The following is a 23,953-nucleotide window of genomic DNA, read 5'->3' as shown; positions in this document are numbered from 1 at the left end:
GCGAAGTCAGGCCGGGCGCGCCGGCGCCCGGCCATCATCGGCAGCTTCTTCACATCTGCGCTTCGGCCGCATCAGCCATCGCACTAGCTGCGTCCTGCGCGGTCATATCCGGCGTAGCGACGAATTCAGTAACGGTATCCATGATCGCACCGCGCACCTTCTGCGGGATCGTCATGTTATGCGCCATCGAACGGACAAGCGTGCCGCCATCGATCGACGCTTGCAGGTCCTTCTGGGAGAGCTGCTGGCAGGGGTTGAAGCCTTTCGAAAGATCGACGTCGAGACGGGCCGGGATCGAGCCCTTGGTCTGATTGAAAATCGTCTGGAACTCGGGCGACAGGATGGTGCTGGCGAGCAGTTTCTGCCCCTCGACATAGTCCGGATCCTTCTGCTGGAAGAACACGACCGAGTCGGAATTCAGGATGAAGCCCGGCTTGCCCCAATCGGTCGGCGCCTGGGCGCAGACATAGTCGGTGCCCTCCTTGAAGCCGCCGGCCGTGAGCAGGCCGAGCGTCCAGTCGCCCATGATGTGAAAAGCGGCCTCGCCGCGGCCGACCAGATGCGACATGGTATCCCAGTCGCGCCCGTTCATGCCGGGGTCCATATATTTCGTCGTCATCGTGCGGAACTGTTCGAAGGCCTTGACCATGCCGTCGCTGCGCATTGCCTCGACGTCACCCTCGACGAAGGCCTTCTTGAAGAGATCGAGATCCATTCCGTAGACCACGACCTCGAAGACCGTCGAATCGGTCCAGTCGGCGGTCGAGTGCGAGATGCAGATTTTGCCTGACGCCACGATCTTGTCGCAGGCGGCATTGAAGTCTGTCCATGTCTTCGGCACTTCGGCGACGCCTGCTTCCTGCATGACCTTCGGCGATGCCCACAGCCAGTTGATGCGATGGATGTTCATCGGCGCCGCTACCCAGCTGCCGGTCGGCTTCATCACCGGCAGCAATTCGGGAGCGACGACCTTCTCCCAATTTTCCGCTGTCGCCAGTTCGTCGAGATTGGCTGTCATGCCGGTCTCGTTCCATTCGGCGATCTCGGGTCCCTTGAGCTGCACCGCGGGGGGTGCATTGCCGGCGATCACGTCGGCGCGCAGTTTCGCCAGCGTGTTGGCCGTGTGGCCCGCGATGGAGGTCTGCTGCCAGGTGCCACCCTTGGCGTTAAACATCTCGCCGAGCTTGGCGATAGCCTGGGCGTCCGATCCGGTCGCCCATTGATGCAACAGGTTGGTCTTGGGCTCTGCGAACGCGGCTCCCGCAACAAAGGTGTACGCCGTAGCGGCCGCAACGGCCGTCCTCAGGTATTCCATCGTTTCACTCCCATGATGTACGGTTCGTATCGACCGCTTGTGGACGCAATTTGAGCTCGTCGCAGACGGAAATGCAGTGATCTCCGTTCTTTCCAAGATGACATATTTGAGCTATCAGTCAACGTCCTTTGTGCTCATCATGAACAAACCTTCGCTTAGAAATTGGCTGATCGACAGACCCTCCGCATCACCGGAGAGCCTGATCGTTCTATGTCTACGTGAGCGCGGCGTGCTTTCTGCGTCGCAAATTACCCGCATCACCGGTTTGGCGCGGTCGACGGTTTCGACCGCGCTCAATGGCTTGAGAAAGTCCGGAATGGTGATCGAATCCTCGACCCACCATGACGGGATCAGGGGTATCGGCAGGCCTGCGGCAACATTGACGCTCAATCCCGCTGCTGGCACCTGCGTCGGAATCCACCTAGGCCTCGATGAGATGCGGTGCGTCGTCGCTGACGTCTCGCATTCTGTCATTACCGAACAAACTATCCCGATGGGTCTGGACTACCAGCCGCAACAGGCGGCCCAGCTCGCCAAGTCAGCAATTGCCCAATGCTACGAAGAGAACGGTCTGCCGATGGCGGGGCTCCTGGGGGTTGGGGTTTCCGTCTCGGGCCCTGTCAGCCGCGAAGGAGTGGTGCAGCGTGCGAGTATTGTTCCGACCTGGGCCGGGGTCAACATCCGCGATGTGTTCGGGCCGGTTCTCGAACAGCCGATTTTCGCCGATAACGAGAGCAACTGCTCGGCCATTGCGGAGCTGATGTGGGGCGCGGCCGTCGGCCAAGATGATTTCGTGCTGTTCAAGATCGATCTGGGCGTCGGCGGGGCCATTGTCCAGCATGGCCGGCTGGTGACTGGCATCGCCGGCGGCGCCGGTGAATTCGGGCACATCAGCGTCGATCCCAGCGGCGATCTTTGCCGGTGCGGCAATCGCGGATGCCTCGAGCTTTATGCGAGCTTTGCCCGGCCGCTCGAGCAGATTTCGCGCATCGTGCGGCGGCCGGTCACGATGGACGAGGTGATCATGATGGCTGAACAGGGCGACGTCGGGGCGCTGCGGATGATCGAGGACACCGCCGACTTCGCCGGCCGTGGTCTTGGTCTGATCGGCTCGGTGATCAATCCGCCACTCATCATCATCGGTGGCCGCATGGCTTTGGCGGGCGATATTCTCCTGGCACCGCTGATCGCGTCATACGAACGCCACACGCTCATCAAGTCCCGCGATGTCGCGCCCGCCCTGCGCACGCGGATAATTGTTGGCAAGCACACGGAGAACGACGCATTGCTCGGCGCAGTCGGCCTCGTGCTGCGACACAACAGCCGACTGCAGTGATCTGGCCTTGCTCGCCGAATAGCGCCGACCGATTGCCCCTTACTCCCACTCGATTTGACCGAGTACCGGAACCCCGTGTAGCAGCCGCCTGCTACCAGCGACCCGAATTTTGGCGCTATGTGATATGAATGGCTAACTTCACAGAGGCGGTGTAGAGTTCACCTCAAAACCAAGATGAGCCGTCGAACGGCAACGCCGAGCGAATCTGGGAGGATTCATGGTCGAGATTATCTCCAAGCGGGATGGCCCGCGGCGCGAGGACGTGCAAGTCAAAAGAATGATCGAGCAGAACCGCTCGACTATCGTTCGCCTTGCCGACCAGATCAGCGGCGGCGGCTACTCGGCATCGAGGAAGCCACGCCAGCAACCGAAGGCGGAAGGTCTGATCATCCATGTTGGCGGCAGTGCCGCGCATGTGGCCGAAGCCAAACCGTCAATCCATGTCACCATGAATGGTCGCGTGATCTCGAAGGATCAGAACACGGGCCGCCAACTTCATCACATCGGCGATATCCGCAACCGGGGCGGCGACCAGACCTTCGTCCTGGCGACCAAGCAGAATGGCTTCTTCTCGCCGGTCGACGAAATCATCGCCGAAGCGCTTGCGGACCTGGACGGGTCCCGCCTCGCCTCCACCTATACCGAAGAACAGCTTGCCGCCGACATCGGCGCGAAACTCCGCATCAGCTGACGGCAGACTTTGGGACGTGTCGGCGTCCAATCCGCGATAGCATTTCGAACATGACAACATACAGCGATAGCATGCCTCAAAGGTTCTGCGATGACTGAATGAAACGCGAGATAGGCCCCCATCATATGAAGATCGATGCCCTTCCGGCGCGTACGTCGCTGGCCACCGGCCAGATGGCTCTGAGCATCGACTATGACGAGCGTGCCACCATGCGCGCCTGGGAAAGTTTTCTGGCCGACGACCCCAAATGTGCCCGCGATCCAGTTCACCCCAGCCACGTCCGCTCCCTCATTCACGATTCATGGCATCGCAGCGCCACCGGCGGCATCAACGCTCAAGGGATTGAAGCGCCGCTGAGCAGTGATCGGGACGAGATCGAATATCTGACCCGGGCCAATGCAGAACTGCTTTCGGCGGCGCGGCGATCGTTCGCCTCGCTTGGCCAGTTGCTGGACGGGACAGGCGCGATGCTGGTTCTGGCCGACAGCGACGGCGTGCTGATCGACGCCATCGGCGACAAGAAGACGTTGCATGACGGCATGGATATCCATCTCGCCATCGGCGGCAAATGGAACGAGGATGCAGTCGGAACCAACGGCATCGGTACGGCGCTGTGGACGGGTGAGCCGACCTTCGTCCATGCGGCCGAGCACTTCTGCGCCGGCATCAAGTCCTGGACCTGCGCCGGAGCGCCGATCCGCGATTCGCTGGACGGCAAGATCATCGGTGTCGTCGATTTGTCAGGCTATTCGCCAATCTTCCGGCCGCACAACACCGCGCTCGTCGCCGCCACAGCCCGGCAGATCGAAAAGGCATTAGCCGAACAGCAGCAGGAACAGCGCACGCGACTGCTCGAAGCCTTCATTTCGTCGGCTCCCAGCTACCGCCGAAAAGACGGGCTGGTAATCGTCGACCATCGCGGCCGCGCCATCTTCTGCAACAACGTGCCTGACGACGAAACCACCGAGATGATGGATGGCCCGATGGAGTCAGGCCGTGGCCGCTGGCTGATGAACCTTCCGTCCTCCGGCTCCGACGCCGACCTTATCAGGGCGCTGCCGGCCCATCTGAGATCCTGCCACATTACGCCGCTCAAGCTCGACGGCGACCTCCGCGGCGCGGCACTGGTGTTCCCCTCCGTGCCGGCAGTCTCCAGCGCGGCAGTGGTCCACCGGGAAGTGAACAAGCATCTTCAGGATGCTGTCGCCAAGATCGTCGGCGAAAGCGAAGCGCTGCAGGCTGCCATCGACGTCGCCTGCCGCGTCGCTCGGTCGGGCAGCGTAACATCGCTGTTGGTCGAAGGTGAAACAGGGGTCGGGAAGGAGCTGTTTGCGCGGCTTGTCCATGCCGGTAGCCGGCGCACGGCAAACGATCCGTTCATCGCGATGAATTGCGGGGCGATCACCAGGGACCTGTTTGGAAGCGAATTGTTCGGCCATGTCGCCGGCGCCTTTACCGGCGCCTCGCGTGAAGGCAAGCCGGGCGTTTTCGAGCTCGCCAATGGCGGAGTCCTCAGTCTTGACGAGATCGGCGAATTGCCACTCGAAATCCAGCCATTTCTGCTGCGTGTCCTGGAAGAGCGCGTGGTCCATCGCATTGGCGACACCCGGGGTCGCCCGGTGGATGTGCGCCTGGTCGCCTCGACCAATCGCGATCTCAAGCAGGAAATTGCCGCAGGCCGCTTCCGCCGCGATCTCTACTATCGAATTGGCGCAGTCTCGATCACTGTTCCACCGCTGCGCGAGCGCGGCGAAGATGTGCTGCTGCTGATTGAACATTTCAACCGGCAGATCGCCACCGCAGCGGGCGAGGACCCGCTGGAATTCTCGCGCGAAGCACTCGATGCCCTGCTCGCCTATGGTTGGCCGGGCAATGTACGCGAACTGAAGAACCTCATCGGGCGGCTGCATGTCCTGACGCGCGGCCGCGATGTCAGGCTCCGCGACCTTCCTGAGGAGATCACCGCGTCCGGCTCTGGATCGGAAGCCGGGTCGGACAGCAGTGCATCCGCGCAATTGGGAGGCACGCTCGTCGAGGCCGAACGCCAGGCAATGAAGAACGCCTTGGCGGCGGAAGACGGCAACCTCAGCCGTGTCGCGCTACGGCTCGGCATCTCCCGGCCAACGCTCTACCGCAAGCTCGACCAATACGGCATCCGGCGCGGTTTCATCTAGGATCAGCGCCACCGGCACGAAAAAAGCCCGCGGCATTCGCGCCGCGGGGTTGGGAAAGTCAATCACGGAAGCGGTAGCGGGGATTAGATCAGCTCTTCACGACAGCAGATGTCACTTTCTCGGAGACGTAGCCGAGACCGTTGCCAATGATCAGCGAAATCACCACAGCTGCCGCGACCTTGCTGATGCCGCTTGGACCCTCGCCATAGGCGGCAGCGCCAAGCAGAAAAAGTGCCGCGGTCGTTGCGTAGCCATAGACCGCTGATGGAATGGCACCCAGCAATGGCAGCTTGGCAGCGAGAATCAGCACCACGATTGAAACGCCGACGCAAATGCCGGCCGTGAGAGCCGTAACACCAATAGACGTCAGTGCTATCAATGCGCCGGCGGCGCAGATCGCTCCCGAAAGGTTTGCAAGCGCCGAATTCTTGAACCCGGCTTCCTTGCCGCCACAGTGATAGAAACTCCCCCAGCCCACAAATACCGCCCAGATCAGCAGATAGGGGTTGCCGATCGTGATCGCTGCCCACGTTGCAATGCCGCCCATAATGCCGATGACGACGGCCAGTCCTGTAGTAAGATCCATATTTGTCCTCCCATTTTCCAAACCGCGAGCAAAGAACTCGTTTCAGGACTACGCTTCGCTGACGTCCCGATACGGAAAAGCCATGGCATCAGCCGCGGCGCTCAAGAAAGGCTTGCCGGGGCCGGCAAGCAGTCAGGCCGGCTGCGCCGCTTCGGCGACATCGACCCGGAAACGGCAATCCCGGCACGCGGACCAAAACGCCGGGCCTGCTCCGTGCAGGCCCGACCTAGATGCTTCAGGGAACGATGACGCCTCGGCCGGTGAACCGGCGATTCTTGAAATCGTCCAGCGCGGTGTTGATGCTTGCGAGGTTGTATTCGGTGTAATGCATCTTCACCTTGCCATCGGCGTTCAACTCCATCAGTTCGACAAGCTCGGTGAAATTGCCGACCAGGCTGCCGCCGATGTTGATCTCCTCGATGACGAGATGCGCGGTCGGCACGTTGACGGCGCCGCCATAGCCGACGACGAACAGTTGCCCGCCCTTGCGCACCATCTTCCAGCAGAGGTTCTCAACCCCGAGTTCGCCTACGAAATCGATGACCACATGGGCGCCGCCACCGGTGATCTGGCTGACCTCCTCGACGACATTCGACCCGCCATCGAGGACGAAGTCGGCTCCAAGATCCTTCGCAAGCACGCGCGCGGCTGGCTCGCGATCGACGGCAATGATGCGGCAGCCTGAAATCGCATGCAGCGACTGCAGTGCGATATGGCCGAGCCCGCCAATACCGAGCAGTACGCAGTAACTCCCCGGCCGCAAGAGTTTTGCGGCGCGCTTGGCGGCGCGATAGGCGGTGATGCCCGCATCGGCCAGCGGCGCCACCTCAATCGGCGTGACGTTGGCGTTCAGCTTGATCAGCGAACGCTCGCTGGTGATGAAATACTCGGCGAAGCCGCCATTCATGCCAAGGCCGGGGAACTGACCATTGTCGCAATACATGTCCTCGCCATGCCGGCAGTTGAGGCAGATGCCGCACGAGCGAAACGGGTGACAGATCACGGCGTCACCGCGCTTGACTGACCGGACGCCGCTGCCGACCTCCTCCACCCAACCGGCATTCTCGTGGCCCATGATGTAGGGCAACAGCGTGCCTTCGGGATCCATTGTCGGCTTCCACACACCCTCGATGATGTGCAGGTCGGTGCGGCAGAGGCCGGCGGCACCTACCCGCACGATCACCTCGTCGGGGGCGGTGATTGTCGGCGCCTTGACCTCCTCGATCCTGAGCTGGACGTTCATATGCGGATCGTATTCGTACAGTCTGGCAGCTTTCATCCTCGTATCCTTTCAATGTCGAGATCGTTCGGATTGCTTCAGGCGCGGCCGAGCTTTTCGGAGCCGCCACCGCGAGCCGGTCCGGCCGTCGGGTCCTCGTCCTCGGCCAGATGGCCGATCAGCGTTTCGGTGGTCAGGATCAGCGTCGCCACCGAAGCTGCATTGGCCAGTGCTGTGTAGGTGACGCGGACTGGATCGATGATCCCTGCCTCGAACATGTTCTCATAGCTGGCGGCAGACGCGTTATAGCCGTAGCCGCCGTTGATGCGCGTGACTTCCGCCACGACTGCTTCGGGATCGGCGCCGGCATTGGCGGCGATACGCCAGAGCGGCCGCGAGAGCACCGACCGCACCAGGCGCACGCCTTCGGCGACATCCCCGTCGACGCCGACCGCCACATTGTCGAGCAGCGGCGCGATCTGGGCAAGCGCCGAGCCACCGCCGGCGACCACGCCCTCTTCGGTTGCGGCGCGCACCGCATTTAGCGAATCCTCGATGAGCTGAATGGTTCGCTTCTGCTCGACCGGCGTGACACCGCCGGCATAAAGGATCGCGGTGCCGCCAGAAAGCTTGGCCAGGCGTTCGCGCAGCTTGTCCTGATCGATGTTCGGCGGCGAGGCTTCATACTGCCGCTGTACCTGGGCGCGGCGCGATGCGATTGCCGCATGGTCGCCACCACCGCGAATAATCGAGGTGTAGGACGAACTGGTCTTTACCCGGTCAGCCTGTCCGAGATCGTCGGCGGTGATGTCCTCCAGCCGGCCGCCAAGATCGCGCGCGATTACCTTGCCGCCGGTGATGATCGCCAGATCCTCCATCATGGCCTTGCGCCAATGGCCATATTCCGGCGGGTGGACCACGAGGTATTTTCCCGGTCCCTGCTTGCCGAGCAGAGTCACCACAACTTCCGGCGACATTTCCTCGGACACGATCAGCAGCGGCCGACCATCCTCGTCGGCAATGCGGCGAACCACATCCAGCGCCTCGGGCTCCTTGATCTTAAGGTCGGTCATCAGGATGTAAGGCCGTTCGAGAACCGCCTCCATCTTCTCCTGATCGGTCACCATATGGTGCGAGAGGTAGCCGCGTTCGAACGACATGCCCTCGACCACATCGAGTGTAGTTTCGGTGGTCACACTGAAATCGGTGGTGATGACGCCTTCGGCCCCTACCCGCTGATGGGCTTCCGCCACCAGCGCGCCAAGCTTGGTATCCGTCGCCGCAATGTTGGCGACCGAAGCGAGAATGCCGTTGCCCTTCGCGGGCTTGGCCGAAGCCTTGAGCGCCGCCACCACCGCCGCCACGGCAAGGTCGATGCCTTTGCACAGATCGACGGATTTCGCGCCGCGCTCATTCGCCTCTACACCGCCCTGGATGAGCGCGTTGGCGAGCACGATGGCAGTCGTGGTGCCGTCGCCGGCGACCTCGTTGGTTTGCATCGACACTTCGCGAACGACCTGGGCGCCCATGTTTTCGAAACGGTCGTGGAGTTCGATCTCGGAGGCGATGCTGACACCGTCGCGGGTCACCATCGGCGTTCCGATCGGCCTGTCGATCATGGCGTTCATGCCTTTGGGGCCGAGCGTCGGCTCGACGGCAGCGGCCAGCCGAAAGACGCCACGGGCCAGAGCACGGCGGGCCTCGGAATTGTGAAGCATTATTTTGGGCATGATTCCTCCTTCCGCCTTACGGGCGGGTTGTTGGTTAGGGGCCTCGTGCGAGGGAGGCCGTTGTTTCGGCTCTGCTTCAGGCGGTCGGCGCGGCTCGTGCCGGCACGCGATTCATGATGAAATCGACCAGCGTCGGTTCGCCGTCGACCACATTCAGTTCCTTGTATCTGGTCTGCTTGAGCCCACGGCACAGCGCGCCGTTGAACTCCATGTTGACGCGCACACCGCGCAGTTCGGCGAGATGGGCACCGAGTGCGCCGACCGGTATGCTCTGCCCTTCCCAGGTCACGAAGACAGGATCATCCGCTTGGCGGTCGGGGAAATGCTCAAGCAGAGCCGCCCTGTACCGCGGCTTCTGTTTGGCCGCTTCACCCGGTTCGAACCGCGCGACGTCGTACGCCGGCAGGTCCATGGCGAGGATTTCCCGATCTGTCAGACCGTGCTGCCGGAGGCCGCGTAAGACTGCCTCCTGGCGCCGCTTGAACGCCTTTATCGCAAACGTTTCCTTCAGACCCGCGAGGTCGAGAGCGCCAGCAAGCTCGCCAAAGATCTCGCCGAAAGCCTTCCCAGCCTCTATGCCGCGATTGACCTCTTCTGCGAACATGTGGTCGTGCAGTTTGACGCGACAGGCAGGCGACCATGAGAGCTGGTCGAGCGCCTTTCGGACGCCGTCCAGCATGAGGAAAGCGAAGTTGGGCGAGCACCAGTAGGTCGGCAGGCGAAAGTCAACCTGCACGCCGCCGTCATCGGCGACTGCGACGTGCTCGACGAAGCCCAACTCGGTGATCGGTTCGTCGAGCTCCGGATCGTTGACCTCACCAAGGCGCCGCCAGAGCTCTTTCTCGCGGCTTCCGGAAACGCTGGCGGTTGCCATGGTTCCTACTCCGCAGCGATGCTAAAAGGCGAATTGGCGAATTCCACCTTCCGGGCTTCGATGTCGATGTCGTAGAGGCGGGCAGCGTTGAGGCCGAGGATCTTTTCCTTGATCTCGTCGGTCAACTGCACGCCGCGTTCGGCGGCGATGTCCTCAGGGATCTGATAGGCCCAGAGCTTTTCGACCAGCCAGCGCGGCGTCCAGATCGCGTAGTCGGAACCGAACAGGATCTTCTCCGGACCGATCCAGAACAGCAGCTCGGCGATCACCTCGCCGAAATAGCGCGGACGCGAGTGAATAAAGGGCAGTGCCACCGCAAGCCCGGCATAGACATTGGTCTCCTGCGTCGCGATCCAGCAGAAATCGTCCAGGCGCGGCAAGCCGCAATGCTCCACGATCCAGTTGAGGCCTTGGAAATCGGTAGCAGCATGATCGACGTCGTGTACGTCAAATGCATCCTTGTTGAGCGGGATGATCGTCGGCCCCTTGTGGACGTGGATGTTTCTGATGCCGAGCTTCTCGCAGAGTTCGAAGCATTTGTAGGCCTCAGGGTCGTTCAGCCGCCAGCCTTTCGACGCGCCATTCCACTCGGCGGTGTACATCTTCACCCCTTTGATGTCGTAGGTCTCCTTCATGAAATGGATGTATTCGAGCGCCTTTTCGCCATCGCGCGGATCGAACGCCCCATTCACAATGAAACGGCCTGGATATTTCTTGGCGATCTCCGAAGTGCGCTCGATGCAGCCAAAGCCGTTCTTGTAGAAATCGCTTAGGGACGTGGTCTGGAAAATCGCGACGTCATCCGGCCCGTCTATGAACAGATCGTTGTAGAGATTCTCGGCCGAGTACTTCTCGAACTTGCTCTTCTCCCAAAGCTGTTCCTTGGGGCTGAGCCCAGTATGATAGGCATAGAAGCAATCGATGAACTGCTTGCCGTGAATATTCTTCTGGTTCTCCGGGCTGCCGTCCCAGAAATGGGTGTGGCCATCGACCACGAAAATGTCCTTGCCTTCCGGTGTCCTAAACATTCTTACCTCCACAGATGGCGTTTGATCGTTCGGCGCGCCGCAACCGGGCGGCGCGTCTGATTTTTTGGCGTCTATTCGATGTACTCGAACATCTCGTCCATGTTGCCGAACAGGATCACCGTGTTGTCGTCGATGCGCACCATCCGCCCGTAGTGGGTGGAGCTGTTGACCTCGAAGGTTTCCGCCGTCATCTCGCGGCCGAGATATTCGCTGATCTCGTCCATCTTGAAGATCAGCTTGCCGCTGCCATCGATGCGGATCATGGCCGGCTGGTAGGTGACGATCACATTCGGCTTCAGACCCATGAATTCAGCGATGGCCCTGGCTTCCACGGAGTCGTTCATGGTGACGCCGCACTGATGCGAAATCGTCTGTTCGAAGGTGATGTCCTTCATCGACCTGAAGATGTTGGATTGCGATGCGTCGCGTGCTGCTGTTGACATGACAGTTTCTCCTGTGTCAGCGCTTGAGGCCAAGTTCGCCGAGTATCTGCCCAATCCGTTCCTCGGATTTGGCGCGGACATCGGCGAAAGCGACCGGTTTGGAATGCGGCATCGACCAGATCGGCTGCAGGGCGGTGGCTGCCTTGTCGGCGAGCACGCCGTGTTTCTTGACCCAGCCCTGGAAGAGCTTCTTGTTCGCCGCGCCGTGTTTCTCGTCGTTGACGAGAATGTGCATGAGGTCGATCGTGTTGGCGAGGTTGCGTTCGTAGTCGGCCTCGGCTGCCGAGATCACCGCAGGCGTGATGAAGTCATGGTTGGCGGCAGCGATCTGCATCAGGAAGCCTGAGCGGAATACTTCCCCAACCAGCGGTTCGAAGACGATGTTGATGGCGAAATACTGTTCGAGATAGTCGGTCGCACCCATGATGGTTTCGACCGCTTCGCGGGTAGCTTGCCAGTTGTTGTCCTCGAGCCATGCCTTCTTGCCAAGTTCGTCGTCCCAGCCGGGCAAATCCATGCCGATCTCGGCAAGGTAGAGCGTGATGTCCTGGGCAAGCCGCAGCTTGTAAGACGAGTTGGTCAGCGTCGCGTTGTTGATCATCTGGGTGTAGCCGTAACGCTGTGCCTGCATCAACGAGGTGCCGAGCCCGAATTCGGCGTGCTTCCAGGCTCCGAGCTGCGTCTGCAGGATCTTGACCCAGGCCTTGTCGAAGGTCTTAGGCGCCCCCGACTTGCGGGCGTTGTTGATGACGCTCTGCACCATCGTCTCGATTTTCGACTGGCGCTGGTAGTGCGTGCGTTCCCACTCCTGATCGGGGGCGCGAAAGGCATGCCAGTTGGAGCTCTGCGCAGCGGTGTTCTGCTTGACATATGCGCCCTTGCCGTCGGCGAAGGAGATGATCCAGTCCTGGATCAGGTAACGCTCCGGGTCAGGCTGCACGTCGACCGTCATGTCTTCGTAGTGGGTGGCGCGCTGGCCCTTCGGGTCGAAATAGCGGTACTTCCGGCTGTCGGAGTCGGCAAAGATCGCCGCGCCGGCGGCTCCGGATCCGACTGAACTCGAAATAGCTGGCATAGTCTTCACTCCCTTGTTGCAGTTGTGGTTGCAGTTGCGTGACGGCCCCCTCAGTGGGTCGGCGTAGCACCTGTCGATGTGGTGAACTTGTCGAAGAAGATCCGCTCCGTCTCGAACCCGTTCATGAACAGAACCGGCTGAAGCGCATCGATCATCGGCGGCGGGCCGCAGGCATGGACATCGCCCTGTCCGTCGACCGCCAGGTGCTTGAGCTTGGCGTCGACACTCTGGTGTACGAAGCCGCGCTCGCCTTGCCATTCGGCATCATCAATCGCGTGCGACAGCACGGGAATGAATGTGACTTCCGAATGCTGGCCGACCAGCTCGGCGATCCTATCGAGGTAGAACAGGTCGTTGCGCGTCCGGGCACCGTAGAAGAAATAGACCGGACGTTTCTCGCCGCTCTTCAGATGGTCGTTGAGGATCGACCAGATCGGCGACATGCCCGAGCCGGCGCCCACCAGGACTAGGGGTCCTTGCCGTTCTTCCCGACGGAAACAGGTTCCGTAGGGTCCAACGACGGTGACTTTGGCTCCAACCTTGATTCCTCCGGAATCGAGTTCTCCGGAGAATTTTCCCTCAGGATATTTTTTGATGATGAAGCAGAGTTTTTGGGTTTGGTCCGGCGTATTTGCCATGGAGAACGAGCGCGTAATCGTCTCCCCTTTTTCCGTGGTAACCGTGATGTCGACATATTGCCCCGCCCAGAACTTTATCGGCGAGCCGAGTTCGATCTCGATGCCGCGAATGTCGTGGGTCAGGTGCTCAATCAGAGCAATCCGGCCCTTGAACGTCTTCACGGCGATCGCTTTCGCCAAAATCTCCTCGTCGTAGTTGAGAAGCTCGACTTCCAGATCGGAGTAGGCGATGCAGCGGCACAAAAGCACGTGGCCGCTCTCCTTCTCCATGTCGTTCAGCGCGAAGGTCGAGTATTTGAGCATGTCGACTTCGCCATCGAGCAACACGCTCTTGCAGGCCGAGCATTGCCCTTCCTTGCAGCCGTGCGGCAGGGCGATGCCCTGGCGGAAAGCGGCGTTGAGCACCGTTTCGCCATGCTCGACGTCGAATTCGACATTGACCGGGCTGAGCCTGACCGTGTGGGTTTCCGACATACGGACCTCCAGTGAAAAAGAGGGGCGGGACGAGCCCGCCCCTTGGTCTGATCAGTTGCAGGGGTTGATCGTGAAGCCGGCCCGGTACTCGGCCAGGTGCTTCTCACGGTCCGCGGGCGACATGGCACGCAGCGCGTTGAGTGGCGACCCGAGCGTGTTGCCGCGCACGTCGTCCAGCGTCCACATCTCCTTGTCGTCGAAGCGCATATGCGGCTGCGGGACGAGCGTCTTGCCATCGGAGCGGACGAAGTTCAGGTCCTTGATGGCATCGGCCAGATCCCAGCCGTCATACAGCGTCTCCCATTCGCGCTTGCCGCTGAAACGGCCCATGGCGGGCGTCGGACGGCCCTGATACTCGTCGGCGAACGCCACGGTGGCGGTCCACTTGTCGAGTTCGTGGGCGAAGGTGTGCAGCTGGCCGTCGATCTCGCCAACAACCATATCCTCGCGAATCAGGCAGGGTACGAGACAGGACCAGCAGCGGTGCGGGTAGACGTAGCCGACGTCGCTGTTGAACAGCAGCACCTTCTCGCCCTTGTGGCTGAGCTTGGCGTACCACTTCCAGAAGTCGCCGAACTCGGCGTACCAGCCCGGATACTTGTGCTCGAACCATTCGAAGTCCTTGTCGGTCTGGGCCTCGATGCGCCAGAAGTTGACCGGCCAGCCGACCGCGAAGAACTGTCCGACCTTGTGGACGTAGTTCTTCTTGGTGATGCGTTCCCAGGCCGCCTGGACGTCGTCGTGGTGGACCTTGATGCCGTATTTCTCGAGCGGCAGCATGTAGGTGCGATAGTAGTCCTCATAGATCCAGCGGTGCCACATTTCCGCGTAAGACTCCTTGTTCTTGTCGCGGTTGGTGGTGCCGTATTCGATGAAGGTGCCGATGGCAGCATCGACGATCGCGTGGTTCTGCCAGAAGGCGTATCGCAGGTCGCGCTCGAGCAAGAGGTGATTTTCCGGCTCCTTGAGCGCTGCCATCAGAAGCGAGTGGCCATTGCCGATATGCCGGCTCTCGTCGGACTGCACCGACAGGAAGACGGTGGGCAGCGCATAATCGCCGTTGCGGGCCGCTTCCGAAGGCATGGCGACGAACAGCGTGTTGGTGAAGGCGGTCTCAGCGACCACGGTCAGGTACATGCAGGCGGCGGTCATCGTGTCGCCGGTGATGAAGCCTTCCGCGAACTGCCGGCCGATGGTCGTGGCATAGCATTTTCCGAAGGCTTCCTCGGTGATGTCGAAGCCGGCCGGATCGATGTAGTTCTCCATGTACCATTTCTTCAAATTCATCTGGATCGTCGAGTGGCGGAACTCGTCGATCATCTGCATGGTGAACCCGGTCCTGAGTTCCTCGCCAGGCGCGATACGGGCGACCATCGCCATTGAGCGGGCAGCGGAGATTTCCGGGAAGGGAATAATGGCCAGGAAGAGCTTCATCCACTCGACCCAGCGCGGCTCGACGTTGCGGAACATGTCGCCGCGCAGCGCCGCGTCCAGCGCGCCGTAGACCCGGTTGTCCTTCTCTTCCTGCATCGGGAAGTACGACCGCAAAACCTGTTTCATCGGGTCGCGCGGCGTCTTGTTGATCTTGTAGTCCGTCGGAAACGTCATCGCTTCCTGGACGTAGGAAGGATTCCAGCCGAGATCGGCAATCTTCTTGGTTGCCTCGCCCACGGAGATTCCGCGTTGTGAGGTAATCTTGTTGAGCGTCAGAGACGTCATGGTCATAAGCCTCCACCAGGTTTAAGCCGCAGGTCCCTTGACCCCGGCGTGAAGCGGCGCACAGCGCCGCCAGTGAGAGCGCGAACGGCACGACAAAGGGTTGCGCCGTCCAGGCGCGACTCATGGTCCGGCCATTCAAGTGGATCGCGGCAAAGGTGTTGGAGTCGTCTGGCAGGCACCGCGGCGCCAACCGCATTTGCGATAGGCGTATCGAAGCGGGCGTCACCTGCTTCCTCCGTTCCTTCGTTCTTTTGGTACCGCGTCAAACGCGATGGGCTTCTTGTGGAAATGAACAAAGCAAGCGCCGTGCCAACTTGAAAACAGCCCCCATGGCTGCCGCTCAAAACAAAATCGCTGCTCTTTGGGCCCATGAGCAGCGAACCAACTGTAACGTTCTTTTACAATTGTAATCTACGCCTGTAATATTTAACGTCTATTCGCATACGCAATATGCTTAGTTAGCAAATGCAGCAAAACACGAAAAACATATCATCTATTCAATTGTTCGTCTTTCTCTACTATTTGAAGGGCACGGGCCATGGACGGGCCTCGCACTGGAGAAAAAACATGCCAAACTATAAAGGCCGCCGGGCACCGTCCGAGCCAATGTCCAGCCAGGCCGACGGCGTCACCGGTGATCTTGTCAGGCTGATGTCCCGGGATCTGGTCTTTGTCATGCGCTTCATAGGCGAGAGCCAATATCGCCTCCAGAGCCACTTCCAGGACTTCATCCGGGCCGAGCTTGCCGCCGGCGGCGTCACCACGGACACGCATCCGATGATCCATCTGTTCATCGAGAACCATGCGATCCTGTTGCGGGACTTCGTGTTTTCCGGCGTTTCGCTGTCACGCCAGTTTCGCGTCGACGAGATCGAGCGCCTCACCGGCGATACGACATCGATGATCCGCGTCGACATCTGGGATCAGCTCAAGAGCCACATCGAAACGGCCGAAAAACAGTTTCAGTCACAAGCCGGCACATTGCCCAAATTGCTGTCGGCTTTCGAAAAACCGCTCGGACCCCTGGGAAGCGAAAAATGACAGGAGAATCCCATACTGCCAGGCGTGACGCGCTGCTCGCCCGCCGGCTCGATCTTGTCGCCGACGTCTCCGCGCTCACTGCCGAGGCGCTGCGGCTCAATCAGAAACGCGCCGGTATCGAGATGGACGTGCTGCGCCTGGAACGTGAGATCGGCAGGAGCGGCGGCAGCGCGCAACTGGTGCAGGACTTGCATGAAGCCGAAGAGAGAGGCGCGGCAATCATGCACGAATGTGCGGCGTGCGAGGAACGCATCGTCGCTGCGGAAGGCGACATCAAGGACGTCGACAGCAGCCTCGCGGCGACGGATGGAAACTGACGAAAGGAATGGCCATGAACCAGCACGCGATACAGAACCTGACTTTGTTCGACCTGCTGGCGCGAAGCTGGCGTCGTCCGTCGGCGGTCGCCGATCTGCGCTTCAGCGCCGATGGCTCGACTGTCGCCTTCGCATGCGTCGACGGAACGGTCGCGATAGCTGCGGTCGCGGACCAGGAGCCGCCGGAGTCGCGGATCAGGGTAAGCAATGATCTCGGACAGACGTCGATCCGACCAAGAGAGAGGTCTCCAGTGCCTTTGATCGCCACGGCGGCATTCGGAGATGGCGATGTTCCTCTCGCTGCCCATCTGAATTCCGGCTTTCTGGTCGGCTCGACCAGCGGAGAAGTGCGGCATCTGACCCCTGGGGGTGAATGCATGGAGCCCCTGGTCATGATCGACGGACCAATCGTGGCCATCGACCACAGCGCCCGAGCGGACACGATAGCGGTCAGCAATGGGCATGACGTCTTCCTGTCGCGCGGCCAAGGCGATGCAGTGAAGCTGAGACATGCAACGACATCGTCCACCGGCACACTTGCCTTCTCGCCGGGCGGGCGGCGTCTTGCCTGCGGCCGTGGCGAGGGAGTGTCAATCTGTGCGGTCGAAGGCAACGCTGCCTTGATACGCGATGTCGGTTTTCCAGCGCGCCCGGTGTCGATCCGCTGGAGCGGCGACGGCACATGGCTGGCCTGCGGGCTCGAAACAGGGGGCTTTGCCCTGGTCAGCATGGCCGATGGCCACTCCGCCATTGTCGCGGGATTTCCATCGCCGGTTCGGACAGTCTGCTGGAGCCCAACCGCGAATGCGTTGTTTGCTTCGGGCGCCTTCCGGATAGCCGGCTGGTCGATGGCCGCCCCGCCGGTTGGCGGCGAAACCTCGGGCGCGTTGGAGACAGGTCGCGCCGGGCTGGTCCTGGTCGAGGCGGTGACGGCACATCCGGAGAAGAAGCTGATTGCGGCGGGCTATGCCAACGGCCGTATCACCATCGCCCAGATCGGATCACCCGAGGAGGTTCTCATCAGGCCGTTGGGCAGCGCAGTCACCGCGCTCGCCTGGTCCGGCGACGGACGTCATCTGGCGGTGGGCGCCGTCGACGGCACCGCCGCGATCGTCACCTTTCCCGCGCAGATGTTCAAATAGCAAAGGCACGGCGCATGCAACAGGAGGAAAAAATGCAAACCGAAGCCACCCCCGAGGATGAGAGCAAGGACGAATTTTTCGAACGGCTCGCCAAACTGTCAGAAGAAATGGTGACCAAGCACGGCAAGGATTTCAGCATGGGCGCCCTTGTGCTCGCCGCACGATGGATCGCCGAAAACCGCATCGGCCAGTTGAAGACCAACTAGGCTCACCGCCAACCAATTGCGCTCGTAGCCGTAGCTCCGAAGGAGCTTCAGGCGGCGCCGCAGCCTGCGGTCGCCTTGATCTGTGATCGATCCGCGGCAACCAGAATACTATGGACTTCAGTAAAATACGGTCAGAGGAGACATCGCTCCTTGAACTGCATTTTTCTCATAGTTTCAAAGCTTAAGCCGTTGGAAAATACCGTCAGCACGCTGATTCACCTGGCGGTATGTGGCCCGGCCCCTGTTGGATGCTCCAGAACATACCGTCAGAAATGGTTTTGACGCCAAGGGTAGCCGTCAACGCCTGGCACTTAGACTAGTTCACCAGATGCAGGCTTGGAGCCTGCAAGAATCGGTCAGGATACGGACACGAGCCGCGCCGCCAGGCGCACACCTGAATGGGCGTCGAACAGAAAGCCTCGATCGAGCGGAAAGTGCACGGCGACAGCCTTGTCGAAGTCGATGTCGTAATCCTTCGGCATCTTGACCGACAGGCTCTCCTTGCCCACCACGAGCGTGACCAACGTCACGTCGCCGGTAGGCTCGGCGGCGTAGACCGTAGCATCGAACAGACCAGCGCCGGGCTTGACGATGTCGGCGTCTTCCGCGCGGAAGCCCATGACCACATCCTTGGCCATGGTTTCCCTATCTGGTGCCACCGGCAGGCTCACGCCTTGGCTCTCGAAGCGATTGTTCTCGATCCGCCCGCGCAGGAAGTTCATCGGCGGCGAGCCCATGAAACCGGCGACAAACAGGTTCGCCGGGCGATCATAGACCTCGCGAGGGGTGCCGATCTGCTGCAGCACACCGTGGTCCATGATCGCAACGCGATGCGCAAGGGTCATGGCCTCGACCTGATCGTGGGTGACGTAGACGGTGGTCACCCCGAGCTGGTGCTGCATGCGCTTGAGCTCGGCGCGCATGAAGCCGCGGAGCTTCGCATCGAGGTTGGAAAGCGGCTCGTCCATCAGGAAGGCCGAGGGCCGTCGCACGATGGCCCTTGCCAGGGCCACGCGCTGACGCTGGCCGCCGGACAGCTGGCGCGGGTAGCGGTCGAGGAGGTCCTCCATATGGACCTGCGCAGCAGCGTCGCGGACAGCGAGCTCCCGCTCCTGCTTCGACACACCACGGACCTTCAGCGGGAAATCAATGTTCTCGGCGACGGTCTTGTGCGGATAGAGGGCATAGGACTGGAACACCATCGCCACGTCGCGGTACTTCGGCAGCATGTCGGTGACGTCGGTATCGCCGAGCACCACCTGGCCCGAATCGGCGGTTTCCAGGCCGGCTATGATCCGAAGCCCGGTGGTCTTGCCGCAACCGGAGGGCCCGAGCAGCACCAGAAACTCTCCCGGCGCAACGTCGATACTGAGATCCTTGACGACGTGCACCGCACCGAACGATTTGTTCAGACCGCGCAGCGACAGCCGCTGCGCCCGATGACCGGTGTCGATGCCCCTCTCTTCCACGCTCATCCCTTCACCGCCCCCAACAGTATCCCCCTGGAAATGAAGCGCTGAAGGACGAGCGCCATCAGTACGACCGGAAAGATCATGACGATGATGACCACCGCCATGCTCCACCACAGGATGCCGCGCTCGCCCGCATTCATGGCGGCGACCAGGATAGGCATGGTCTGCGCATTGGACGTCGAAAGGAACAGCGACAGCAGATACTCGTTCCAGCACAGGATCAGCACCAGCAGCGTCGTCGCCGCGAGACCGGGCTTCGCCAAGGGCAGAATGATCTCGACGAAGGTGGTAAAGCGGGTGGCGCCGTCGAGCTGCGCGCTCTCGTCGAGGTCGGTCGGAATGGTGACGAAGAAGTCGTGCATCAGCCAAACGACGATCGGCAGGTTGACTACCGCGTAGGCCAGGATCTGCGCGATGTGGGTGTCGAGCAGCCGAACGCTCTGAAACATCATGTAGATCGGAATGACGGCGACGATCGGCGGCAGGATGCGCTGCGAGATCATCCAGAAGAGGATATCTCCATTCCCCAGCGTGGCCTTGAAATGGCGACCAACGGCGCGGGCGAGAACGAAGAAGACCGCGAGCGCGACGGCAAGCGACAGGCGCCAATCGACCCCCCAACGGCCGACCACCACCGCCATCGCGACCAAGCAGAGAACGAAGAGAACGATCGTCGCGAATTTGGGCTTGTACTGAATACGCCCCAAGGCATAGGCGGCCATCGAGCCGATGGTGACGCAAAGGACTGTGGCGAGAAGCGCGATGATGATCGAGTTGATGTAGGCCCTCAGCGTGTCCTCGTAATCGAAGACGAACAACTCGCGCCATGCATGCAGGCTCGGCGTGAAGTCGATCCAGGGCAGGTAGACCGGGCCGGCGTTGACGTCGGCTGGCAACTTGAACGACGTGATCAGGAGCCAATAGAGCGGAAACAGGACAAACACCGCCCAAAGGATCAGAAGGCCGTAGACGATGACGGCCGTGGCCGGCGCCATCTTCTTGATTGACTTCGGCTCGAACCACCGCCTGAGCAGGGATCTCCGGGGTGACATCCGGATGTTTTGCGTGATCATGCCGGCCTCAATCGCTTGAGGACGAGGAGATTGAAGAAGGAGACGCACAACACCACCGTCACGAACAGAAGCAGGTAGGCGATCGCCGCAGAATCCCCGAGGTTCAGCGCCCGCCATGCAAAGAATGAATGAAGCGTCATTGACTCGGTCGCAATGCCGGGGCCTCCGGACGTCATGATGTTGGGGAGGTCGACAAGCTTGAAGGCCTCGATGATCCTGATCAGCATCACCGTGGCGGCAACCGGCGCAATTTGCGGCCAGGTTATTTCCTTGAACACCTGCCAACCGCTGGCACCGTCGACCTGGCCGGCCTCCACCTGATCACGGGAAACATTCTCAAGCGCCGCAAGCAGGATGACGAAGATGAACGGGATCCACTGCCAGGAATCGCCGATCACGATGAACAAGCGGGCAGTCCAGGCATGGTTAGCCCAGCCGAAGTCACCGAGGCCGATCCACTGCCAAACCGGCGAGAACGGACCCTTGGTCGTGTCCGCCAGCATGCGGAAGCTGTAGCCGATGCCGATCGGCGTGATCATCAAGGGGATGAAGAAGACGACTCGGAAGAAAGTCCGGCCCTTGATCGGCTGTGCGCAAAGAACGGCGAGGCCAAGGCCGATCAGGAACTGGATGGTGCACCCGACGATCACGTAGAAGATGGTCACGCCGAGCGTGCCGAACGGATTGCCGCTGAACAGCGTCGCGGAAAAGAGAAGCGCCAGTCCGAATCCCATACTGGCGGTGATCAGCCGGCCAATAAAGCCGAGGATCGTGAAGTCTCGCTTGGCATAGCGGTAGAGCCACCAGATGAGGCTGGCCGCGCTCGCGATCGTGACGATCCAGCCGAGCAGGCTGATGCTGGTGAAGGTCCCGAGGAAATGGAACTGCTCGGTGCCGAAGAACTGCTTCCGGAAGTTCCTCAGGCCGACGAACTGGACCTGATAGGAACCGGCCCTGAGGCGGATGTTGGAGAAGGCGAGCACCAGCGACGCTATCGTCGGGAACACTGAGAAGATGAGAATCATGATCACGGCGGGAGCGATGAAAAGCTGGCGCGACTGGCGGTCGAGCCACTCGTTCAGCCTCGCCCTCGTCGTGACGGAAGCATTGAGGCCGGCCGGGGCGACACGCCCCAGCCGACTGGTTGTCGTTGCTCCGGTACCGGAGGTCACTGACCCTCAACCCTCAGTTTGTGATGCCGAGCGAAGACTTGTACAGGTTCTTCTGCTCGTCCCGGCCGAAACGCTCTGTGATCTCTTCCCAGCCGGTCTCGACGTTCGCCACCGCCTCCTCAGCCGTGATCTCGCCGGCAAGGAAGCGAGCGAGCTCGCGGTCAAGCACGACACCCTGATACTCGGCGGTCCCCGGGATCTTGAGGTCCGAGGCCATGTTCGGGTTGTTCAGGCTGTCCTTGATGGCGCCAAGATAGTTCTTGGCTGACTCCTCTGTGAACCCGGCCTTGATCCACGGCTCGAGATTGTCTAGCTGCGAGTTGCGGTACGGGTTGTAACCAGTCCAGCCGATCGTCACGTCGACATTCGATTGGGCCGCCTGGTTCATGTAGGACAGGAAGTCATAGCCGGCCTGTTTCACCTTGTCGTCAGCCTTGGCGTTGATCCCGCCGGTCCAGCCACCGAACGCCGCGAACGGCGAGTAGTTGATGCCGTCGATCGCATGCGGGCAACGGGTGGCATCGCAGTCGACGAGCTTGCCGGTGGCCTTGTCGAGCACCTTCTTGGTGCCCATCATGACGGTGGCGCCCATCTTGTTCTTGATGGCCTCGCCGCCTGGGTCGAGAGACAGGGGGCCGATGTCGCCCCAGTCGATGGCCAATGCACAGCGACCAGTCGTGACGAGTGCCCGGGTGTCACCGATGTCGTGGTTGAGCTCATCGGGTGGTCCGTATTCGCCGTTCTTCTTGTAGATCTTGAAGGCCTCAGCCCAGGCTTCGTTATTGACCAAGGGCTTCATGGTCGCGGGATCGAAGAACATGCCCTCAGCGGTGCCCTGAGTCTGAACGTAGGCGGCAGCGATCGACATGATGGCGAAGTATGACTGCGCGTTCCGCTTCTTGAACATGCAAGAGCCGAAATCCGGCGTGCCGTCGCCGTTCAGGTCCTTGCCGTCGGTCGCAGCAGCAACCGCATGATACTCGTCCCACGTGCGCGGCGGCTTCAAGCCCATCTGGTCCAGAATGTCCTTGCGGTAATAGACCATCTGGAAGTCGCCATCGACGGTGATCAGGTAGGTCTTGCCGCCGACCTTCTGGTTATATTCGCGGAAGAACGGAGCAATGTCGTTGATTTCGATCTTGGTGTCCTTCGCGACATAGTCGGTCAGGTCCTGGAGTAGACCGGCGTCGACATATTCGGGCGCCCAGCTCGAAGCAAAGACGCCGACATCGATGGAGTTGGTGCCGGTCGCCCAGTCGGTGAGAAGTTTCTGGAACAGCTCCGCGAACGGGACCTCGGCGACCTCGATCTTCGCCCCGGTCATCTCGGTGAATTCCTTGCCGCGCTCGACAAGACGCTGGGCAATAACCGGTCCGGGTCGGGTCATGATCCTGACCGTGACGCCGTCATACATTTTCTGCGCTGCCGCAGGCCCGCTCGCCGCGACGCCGGCCATGGCCATTGCGCCAAGAAGGAGTGGGCTCAAAACTTTTCCAACGTGGTACATTGGTTTCCTCCCTTTGTTGGTTCGCTCACCCTGATGTCATTGAGTCCAATGCCTTTTCAAGGACATAGATATCATTGGGCCCGGAGACGGTAGGCTAGCCGTGTCTTTCGCCTGGCGGTTCCCCTCCTGACAGTTGTGGTCTTCGAGCCGTAAGCCTGTCCTTCCGCCGATCCTCCATCAAGGCCAGGTTGGCTCGACTCCTTAAGCCGCATATTCGGTTACGCTCGTGACAGGAGGAGCCGAAGTCGCGACGCCAGGCGCTCCGCGGGATCGGCCGCTTGAAGAAGTCGTGCTCCTTCAGTCTCACCATCAGCATGTCATCGACCTTGCCCTTGGAGGCGACTTCGCCGTCCCTGTCATAGGGCCTGCCCAGAGATTGTAGAACAACTCCGCAGGTCGCGTGAGCAAATTTGTGAATATCTGTTGGGCTACGCAGGCTACGTCGCTGCGACTCTCCATGAATCGATGGAAACGAGCGCGCGCAAGGGCTTGGCCTTCCGCAATGGCTGGGGAGGCGACCGCACGCTTGCGGCCCAGCCGGAGATGCGCGGCCGCGGGTTCGGCCGTCTGCTTTTGAATAGATGCCTCAAGGCGCCCAGCCGTCGTGGCGCTCGTGAGCATCCATACGGCCGCCGTTATGAAGGTCGCGTGCCACCAGTATGAGAGAAGCGGCTTTGTCCGCTGCCCCAGATAGGACCTGCTCGCATCTGATATCTTCACC

General features: G+C 60.8%; 22 protein-coding genes. 7 read left to right on the top strand and 15 right to left on the bottom strand.

Features of this window, described 5'->3' with window-relative positions:
- Positions 1 to 49: 49 nt before the first annotated feature.
- Together EOA78_RS03660 and EOA78_RS36855 are read right to left on the bottom strand one after the other, a co-directional pair.
- On the bottom strand, positions 50 to 1,315 hold the full coding sequence (locus EOA78_RS03660) for an ABC transporter substrate-binding protein (protein WP_127313911.1): 1,266 nt from the start codon (positions 1,313 to 1,315) through the stop codon (positions 50 to 52).
- A gap of 114 nt (positions 1,316 to 1,429) precedes the next feature.
- Positions 1,430 to 1,705 (bottom strand): hypothetical protein, encoded by a 276-nt coding sequence (locus EOA78_RS36855; RefSeq protein ID WP_245477368.1) that lies wholly within the window; start codon positions 1,703 to 1,705, stop codon positions 1,430 to 1,432.
- On the opposite strand from EOA78_RS36855, the gene EOA78_RS03655 reads away from it, so the two are divergent.
- The 3 genes from EOA78_RS03655 to EOA78_RS03645 all read left to right on the top strand — a co-directional run bounded on the left by EOA78_RS03655 (position 1,695) and on the right by EOA78_RS03645 (position 5,516).
- Positions 1,695 to 2,651, top strand: coding sequence for an ROK family protein (locus tag EOA78_RS03655; protein WP_245477358.1), 957 nt, complete (start codon positions 1,695 to 1,697; stop codon positions 2,649 to 2,651). The two genes, EOA78_RS36855 and EOA78_RS03655, sit on opposite strands and share 11 nt — an antisense overlap.
- 217 nt (positions 2,652 to 2,868) lie before the next feature.
- A complete protein-coding gene (locus EOA78_RS03650) occupies positions 2,869 to 3,342 on the top strand; it encodes a hypothetical protein (protein WP_127313909.1) in 474 nt (157 codons plus the stop codon).
- Between the two features lie 98 nt (positions 3,343 to 3,440).
- Entirely contained in the window at positions 3,441 to 5,516 is a 2,076-nt protein-coding gene (locus EOA78_RS03645) for a sigma-54-dependent Fis family transcriptional regulator (protein ID WP_127313908.1), read from the top strand.
- Between the two features lie 88 nt (positions 5,517 to 5,604).
- Here EOA78_RS03645 and EOA78_RS03640 read toward each other — a convergent pair whose 3' ends face one another.
- The 9 genes from EOA78_RS03640 to EOA78_RS03600 all read right to left on the bottom strand — a co-directional run bounded on the left by EOA78_RS03640 (position 5,605) and on the right by EOA78_RS03600 (position 15,302).
- Complete coding sequence (locus EOA78_RS03640) at positions 5,605 to 6,102, bottom strand: DUF1097 domain-containing protein (protein ID WP_127313907.1); 498 nt, start codon at positions 6,100 to 6,102, stop codon at positions 5,605 to 5,607.
- A 235-nt stretch (positions 6,103 to 6,337) separates the two neighbouring features.
- The gene (locus EOA78_RS03635; RefSeq protein ID WP_127313906.1) at positions 6,338 to 7,381 is read right to left on the bottom strand and encodes an NAD(P)-dependent alcohol dehydrogenase; all 1,044 of its coding nucleotides are present in this window, start codon (positions 7,379 to 7,381) and stop codon (positions 6,338 to 6,340) included.
- Between the two features lie 38 nt (positions 7,382 to 7,419).
- The gene (locus EOA78_RS03630; RefSeq protein ID WP_127313905.1) at positions 7,420 to 9,051 is read right to left on the bottom strand and encodes a molecular chaperone GroEL; all 1,632 of its coding nucleotides are present in this window, start codon (positions 9,049 to 9,051) and stop codon (positions 7,420 to 7,422) included.
- A gap of 76 nt (positions 9,052 to 9,127) precedes the next feature.
- Positions 9,128 to 9,925 carry an iron-sulfur cluster assembly protein gene (locus EOA78_RS03625; protein ID WP_127313904.1) on the bottom strand — a complete coding sequence of 266 codons (798 nt, stop codon included), beginning with the start codon at positions 9,923 to 9,925 and terminating at the stop codon, positions 9,128 to 9,130.
- 5 nt (positions 9,926 to 9,930) lie between these two features.
- Complete coding sequence (locus EOA78_RS03620; protein ID WP_127313903.1) at positions 9,931 to 10,953, bottom strand: amidohydrolase family protein; 1,023 nt, start codon at positions 10,951 to 10,953, stop codon at positions 9,931 to 9,933.
- Positions 10,954 to 11,024: 71 nt separating this feature from the next.
- The gene (locus tag EOA78_RS03615; RefSeq protein ID WP_095520356.1) at positions 11,025 to 11,396 is read right to left on the bottom strand and encodes an MmoB/DmpM family protein; all 372 of its coding nucleotides are present in this window, start codon (positions 11,394 to 11,396) and stop codon (positions 11,025 to 11,027) included.
- Positions 11,397 to 11,412: 16 nt separating this feature from the next.
- On the bottom strand, positions 11,413 to 12,471 hold the full coding sequence (locus EOA78_RS03610) for an aromatic/alkene monooxygenase hydroxylase subunit beta (RefSeq protein WP_127313902.1): 1,059 nt from the start codon (positions 12,469 to 12,471) through the stop codon (positions 11,413 to 11,415).
- Between the two features lie 50 nt (positions 12,472 to 12,521).
- Positions 12,522 to 13,583, bottom strand: a complete 1,062-nt coding sequence (locus tag EOA78_RS03605) for a 2Fe-2S iron-sulfur cluster binding domain-containing protein (protein ID WP_065011874.1) — start codon at positions 13,581 to 13,583, stop codon at positions 12,522 to 12,524.
- A gap of 51 nt (positions 13,584 to 13,634) precedes the next feature.
- Positions 13,635 to 15,302, bottom strand: coding sequence for an aromatic/alkene/methane monooxygenase hydroxylase/oxygenase subunit alpha (locus EOA78_RS03600; protein WP_040584337.1), 1,668 nt, complete (start codon positions 15,300 to 15,302; stop codon positions 13,635 to 13,637).
- Between the two features lie 567 nt (positions 15,303 to 15,869).
- Between EOA78_RS03600 and EOA78_RS03595 the strand changes: the two genes are divergently transcribed.
- Genes EOA78_RS03595 through EOA78_RS35835 form a run of 4 tightly spaced genes read left to right on the top strand, consistent with a single transcriptional unit; the run spans position 15,870 to position 18,008 of the window.
- Positions 15,870 to 16,343: a hypothetical protein gene (locus EOA78_RS03595; protein WP_127313901.1), complete on the top strand. Its 474-nt coding sequence runs from the start codon at positions 15,870 to 15,872 to the stop codon at positions 16,341 to 16,343.
- The gene (locus EOA78_RS03590; protein ID WP_127313900.1) at positions 16,340 to 16,660 is read left to right on the top strand and encodes a hypothetical protein; all 321 of its coding nucleotides are present in this window, start codon (positions 16,340 to 16,342) and stop codon (positions 16,658 to 16,660) included. The genes EOA78_RS03595 and EOA78_RS03590 overlap by 4 nt, the downstream gene beginning before the upstream one ends.
- A gap of 14 nt (positions 16,661 to 16,674) precedes the next feature.
- Positions 16,675 to 17,802, top strand: a complete 1,128-nt coding sequence (locus EOA78_RS03585; RefSeq protein ID WP_164783629.1) for a WD40 repeat domain-containing protein — start codon at positions 16,675 to 16,677, stop codon at positions 17,800 to 17,802.
- A gap of 32 nt (positions 17,803 to 17,834) precedes the next feature.
- Positions 17,835 to 18,008, top strand: a complete 174-nt coding sequence (locus EOA78_RS35835) for a hypothetical protein (RefSeq protein WP_164783628.1) — start codon at positions 17,835 to 17,837, stop codon at positions 18,006 to 18,008.
- 356 nt (positions 18,009 to 18,364) lie between these two features.
- Here EOA78_RS35835 and EOA78_RS03580 read toward each other — a convergent pair whose 3' ends face one another.
- Genes EOA78_RS03580 through EOA78_RS03565 form a run of 4 tightly spaced genes read right to left on the bottom strand, consistent with a single transcriptional unit; the run spans position 18,365 to position 23,232 of the window.
- On the bottom strand, positions 18,365 to 19,483 hold the full coding sequence (locus EOA78_RS03580) for an ABC transporter ATP-binding protein (protein ID WP_127313898.1): 1,119 nt from the start codon (positions 19,481 to 19,483) through the stop codon (positions 18,365 to 18,367).
- Positions 19,480 to 20,553 carry a carbohydrate ABC transporter permease gene (locus EOA78_RS03575; protein ID WP_095520362.1) on the bottom strand — a complete coding sequence of 358 codons (1,074 nt, stop codon included), beginning with the start codon at positions 20,551 to 20,553 and terminating at the stop codon, positions 19,480 to 19,482. Before EOA78_RS03575 ends, EOA78_RS03580 begins: the two co-directional genes overlap by 4 nt.
- Complete coding sequence (locus EOA78_RS03570) at positions 20,550 to 21,725, bottom strand: sugar ABC transporter permease (RefSeq protein WP_127313897.1); 1,176 nt, start codon at positions 21,723 to 21,725, stop codon at positions 20,550 to 20,552. The genes EOA78_RS03575 and EOA78_RS03570 overlap by 4 nt, the downstream gene beginning before the upstream one ends.
- Positions 21,726 to 21,738: 13 nt before the next feature.
- A complete protein-coding gene (locus EOA78_RS03565) occupies positions 21,739 to 23,232 on the bottom strand; it encodes an extracellular solute-binding protein (protein ID WP_127313896.1) in 1,494 nt (497 codons plus the stop codon).
- Positions 23,233 to 23,953 lie beyond the last annotated feature (721 nt).

The organism is Mesorhizobium sp. M5C.F.Cr.IN.023.01.1.1 (genome assembly GCF_003997585.1).
Taxonomy (GTDB): domain Bacteria; phylum Pseudomonadota; class Alphaproteobacteria; order Rhizobiales; family Rhizobiaceae; genus Mesorhizobium; species Mesorhizobium wenxiniae.
The sequence above is the reverse complement of the archived record's forward strand: the minus strand, read 5'-3'. Positions and strand labels throughout refer to the sequence as shown.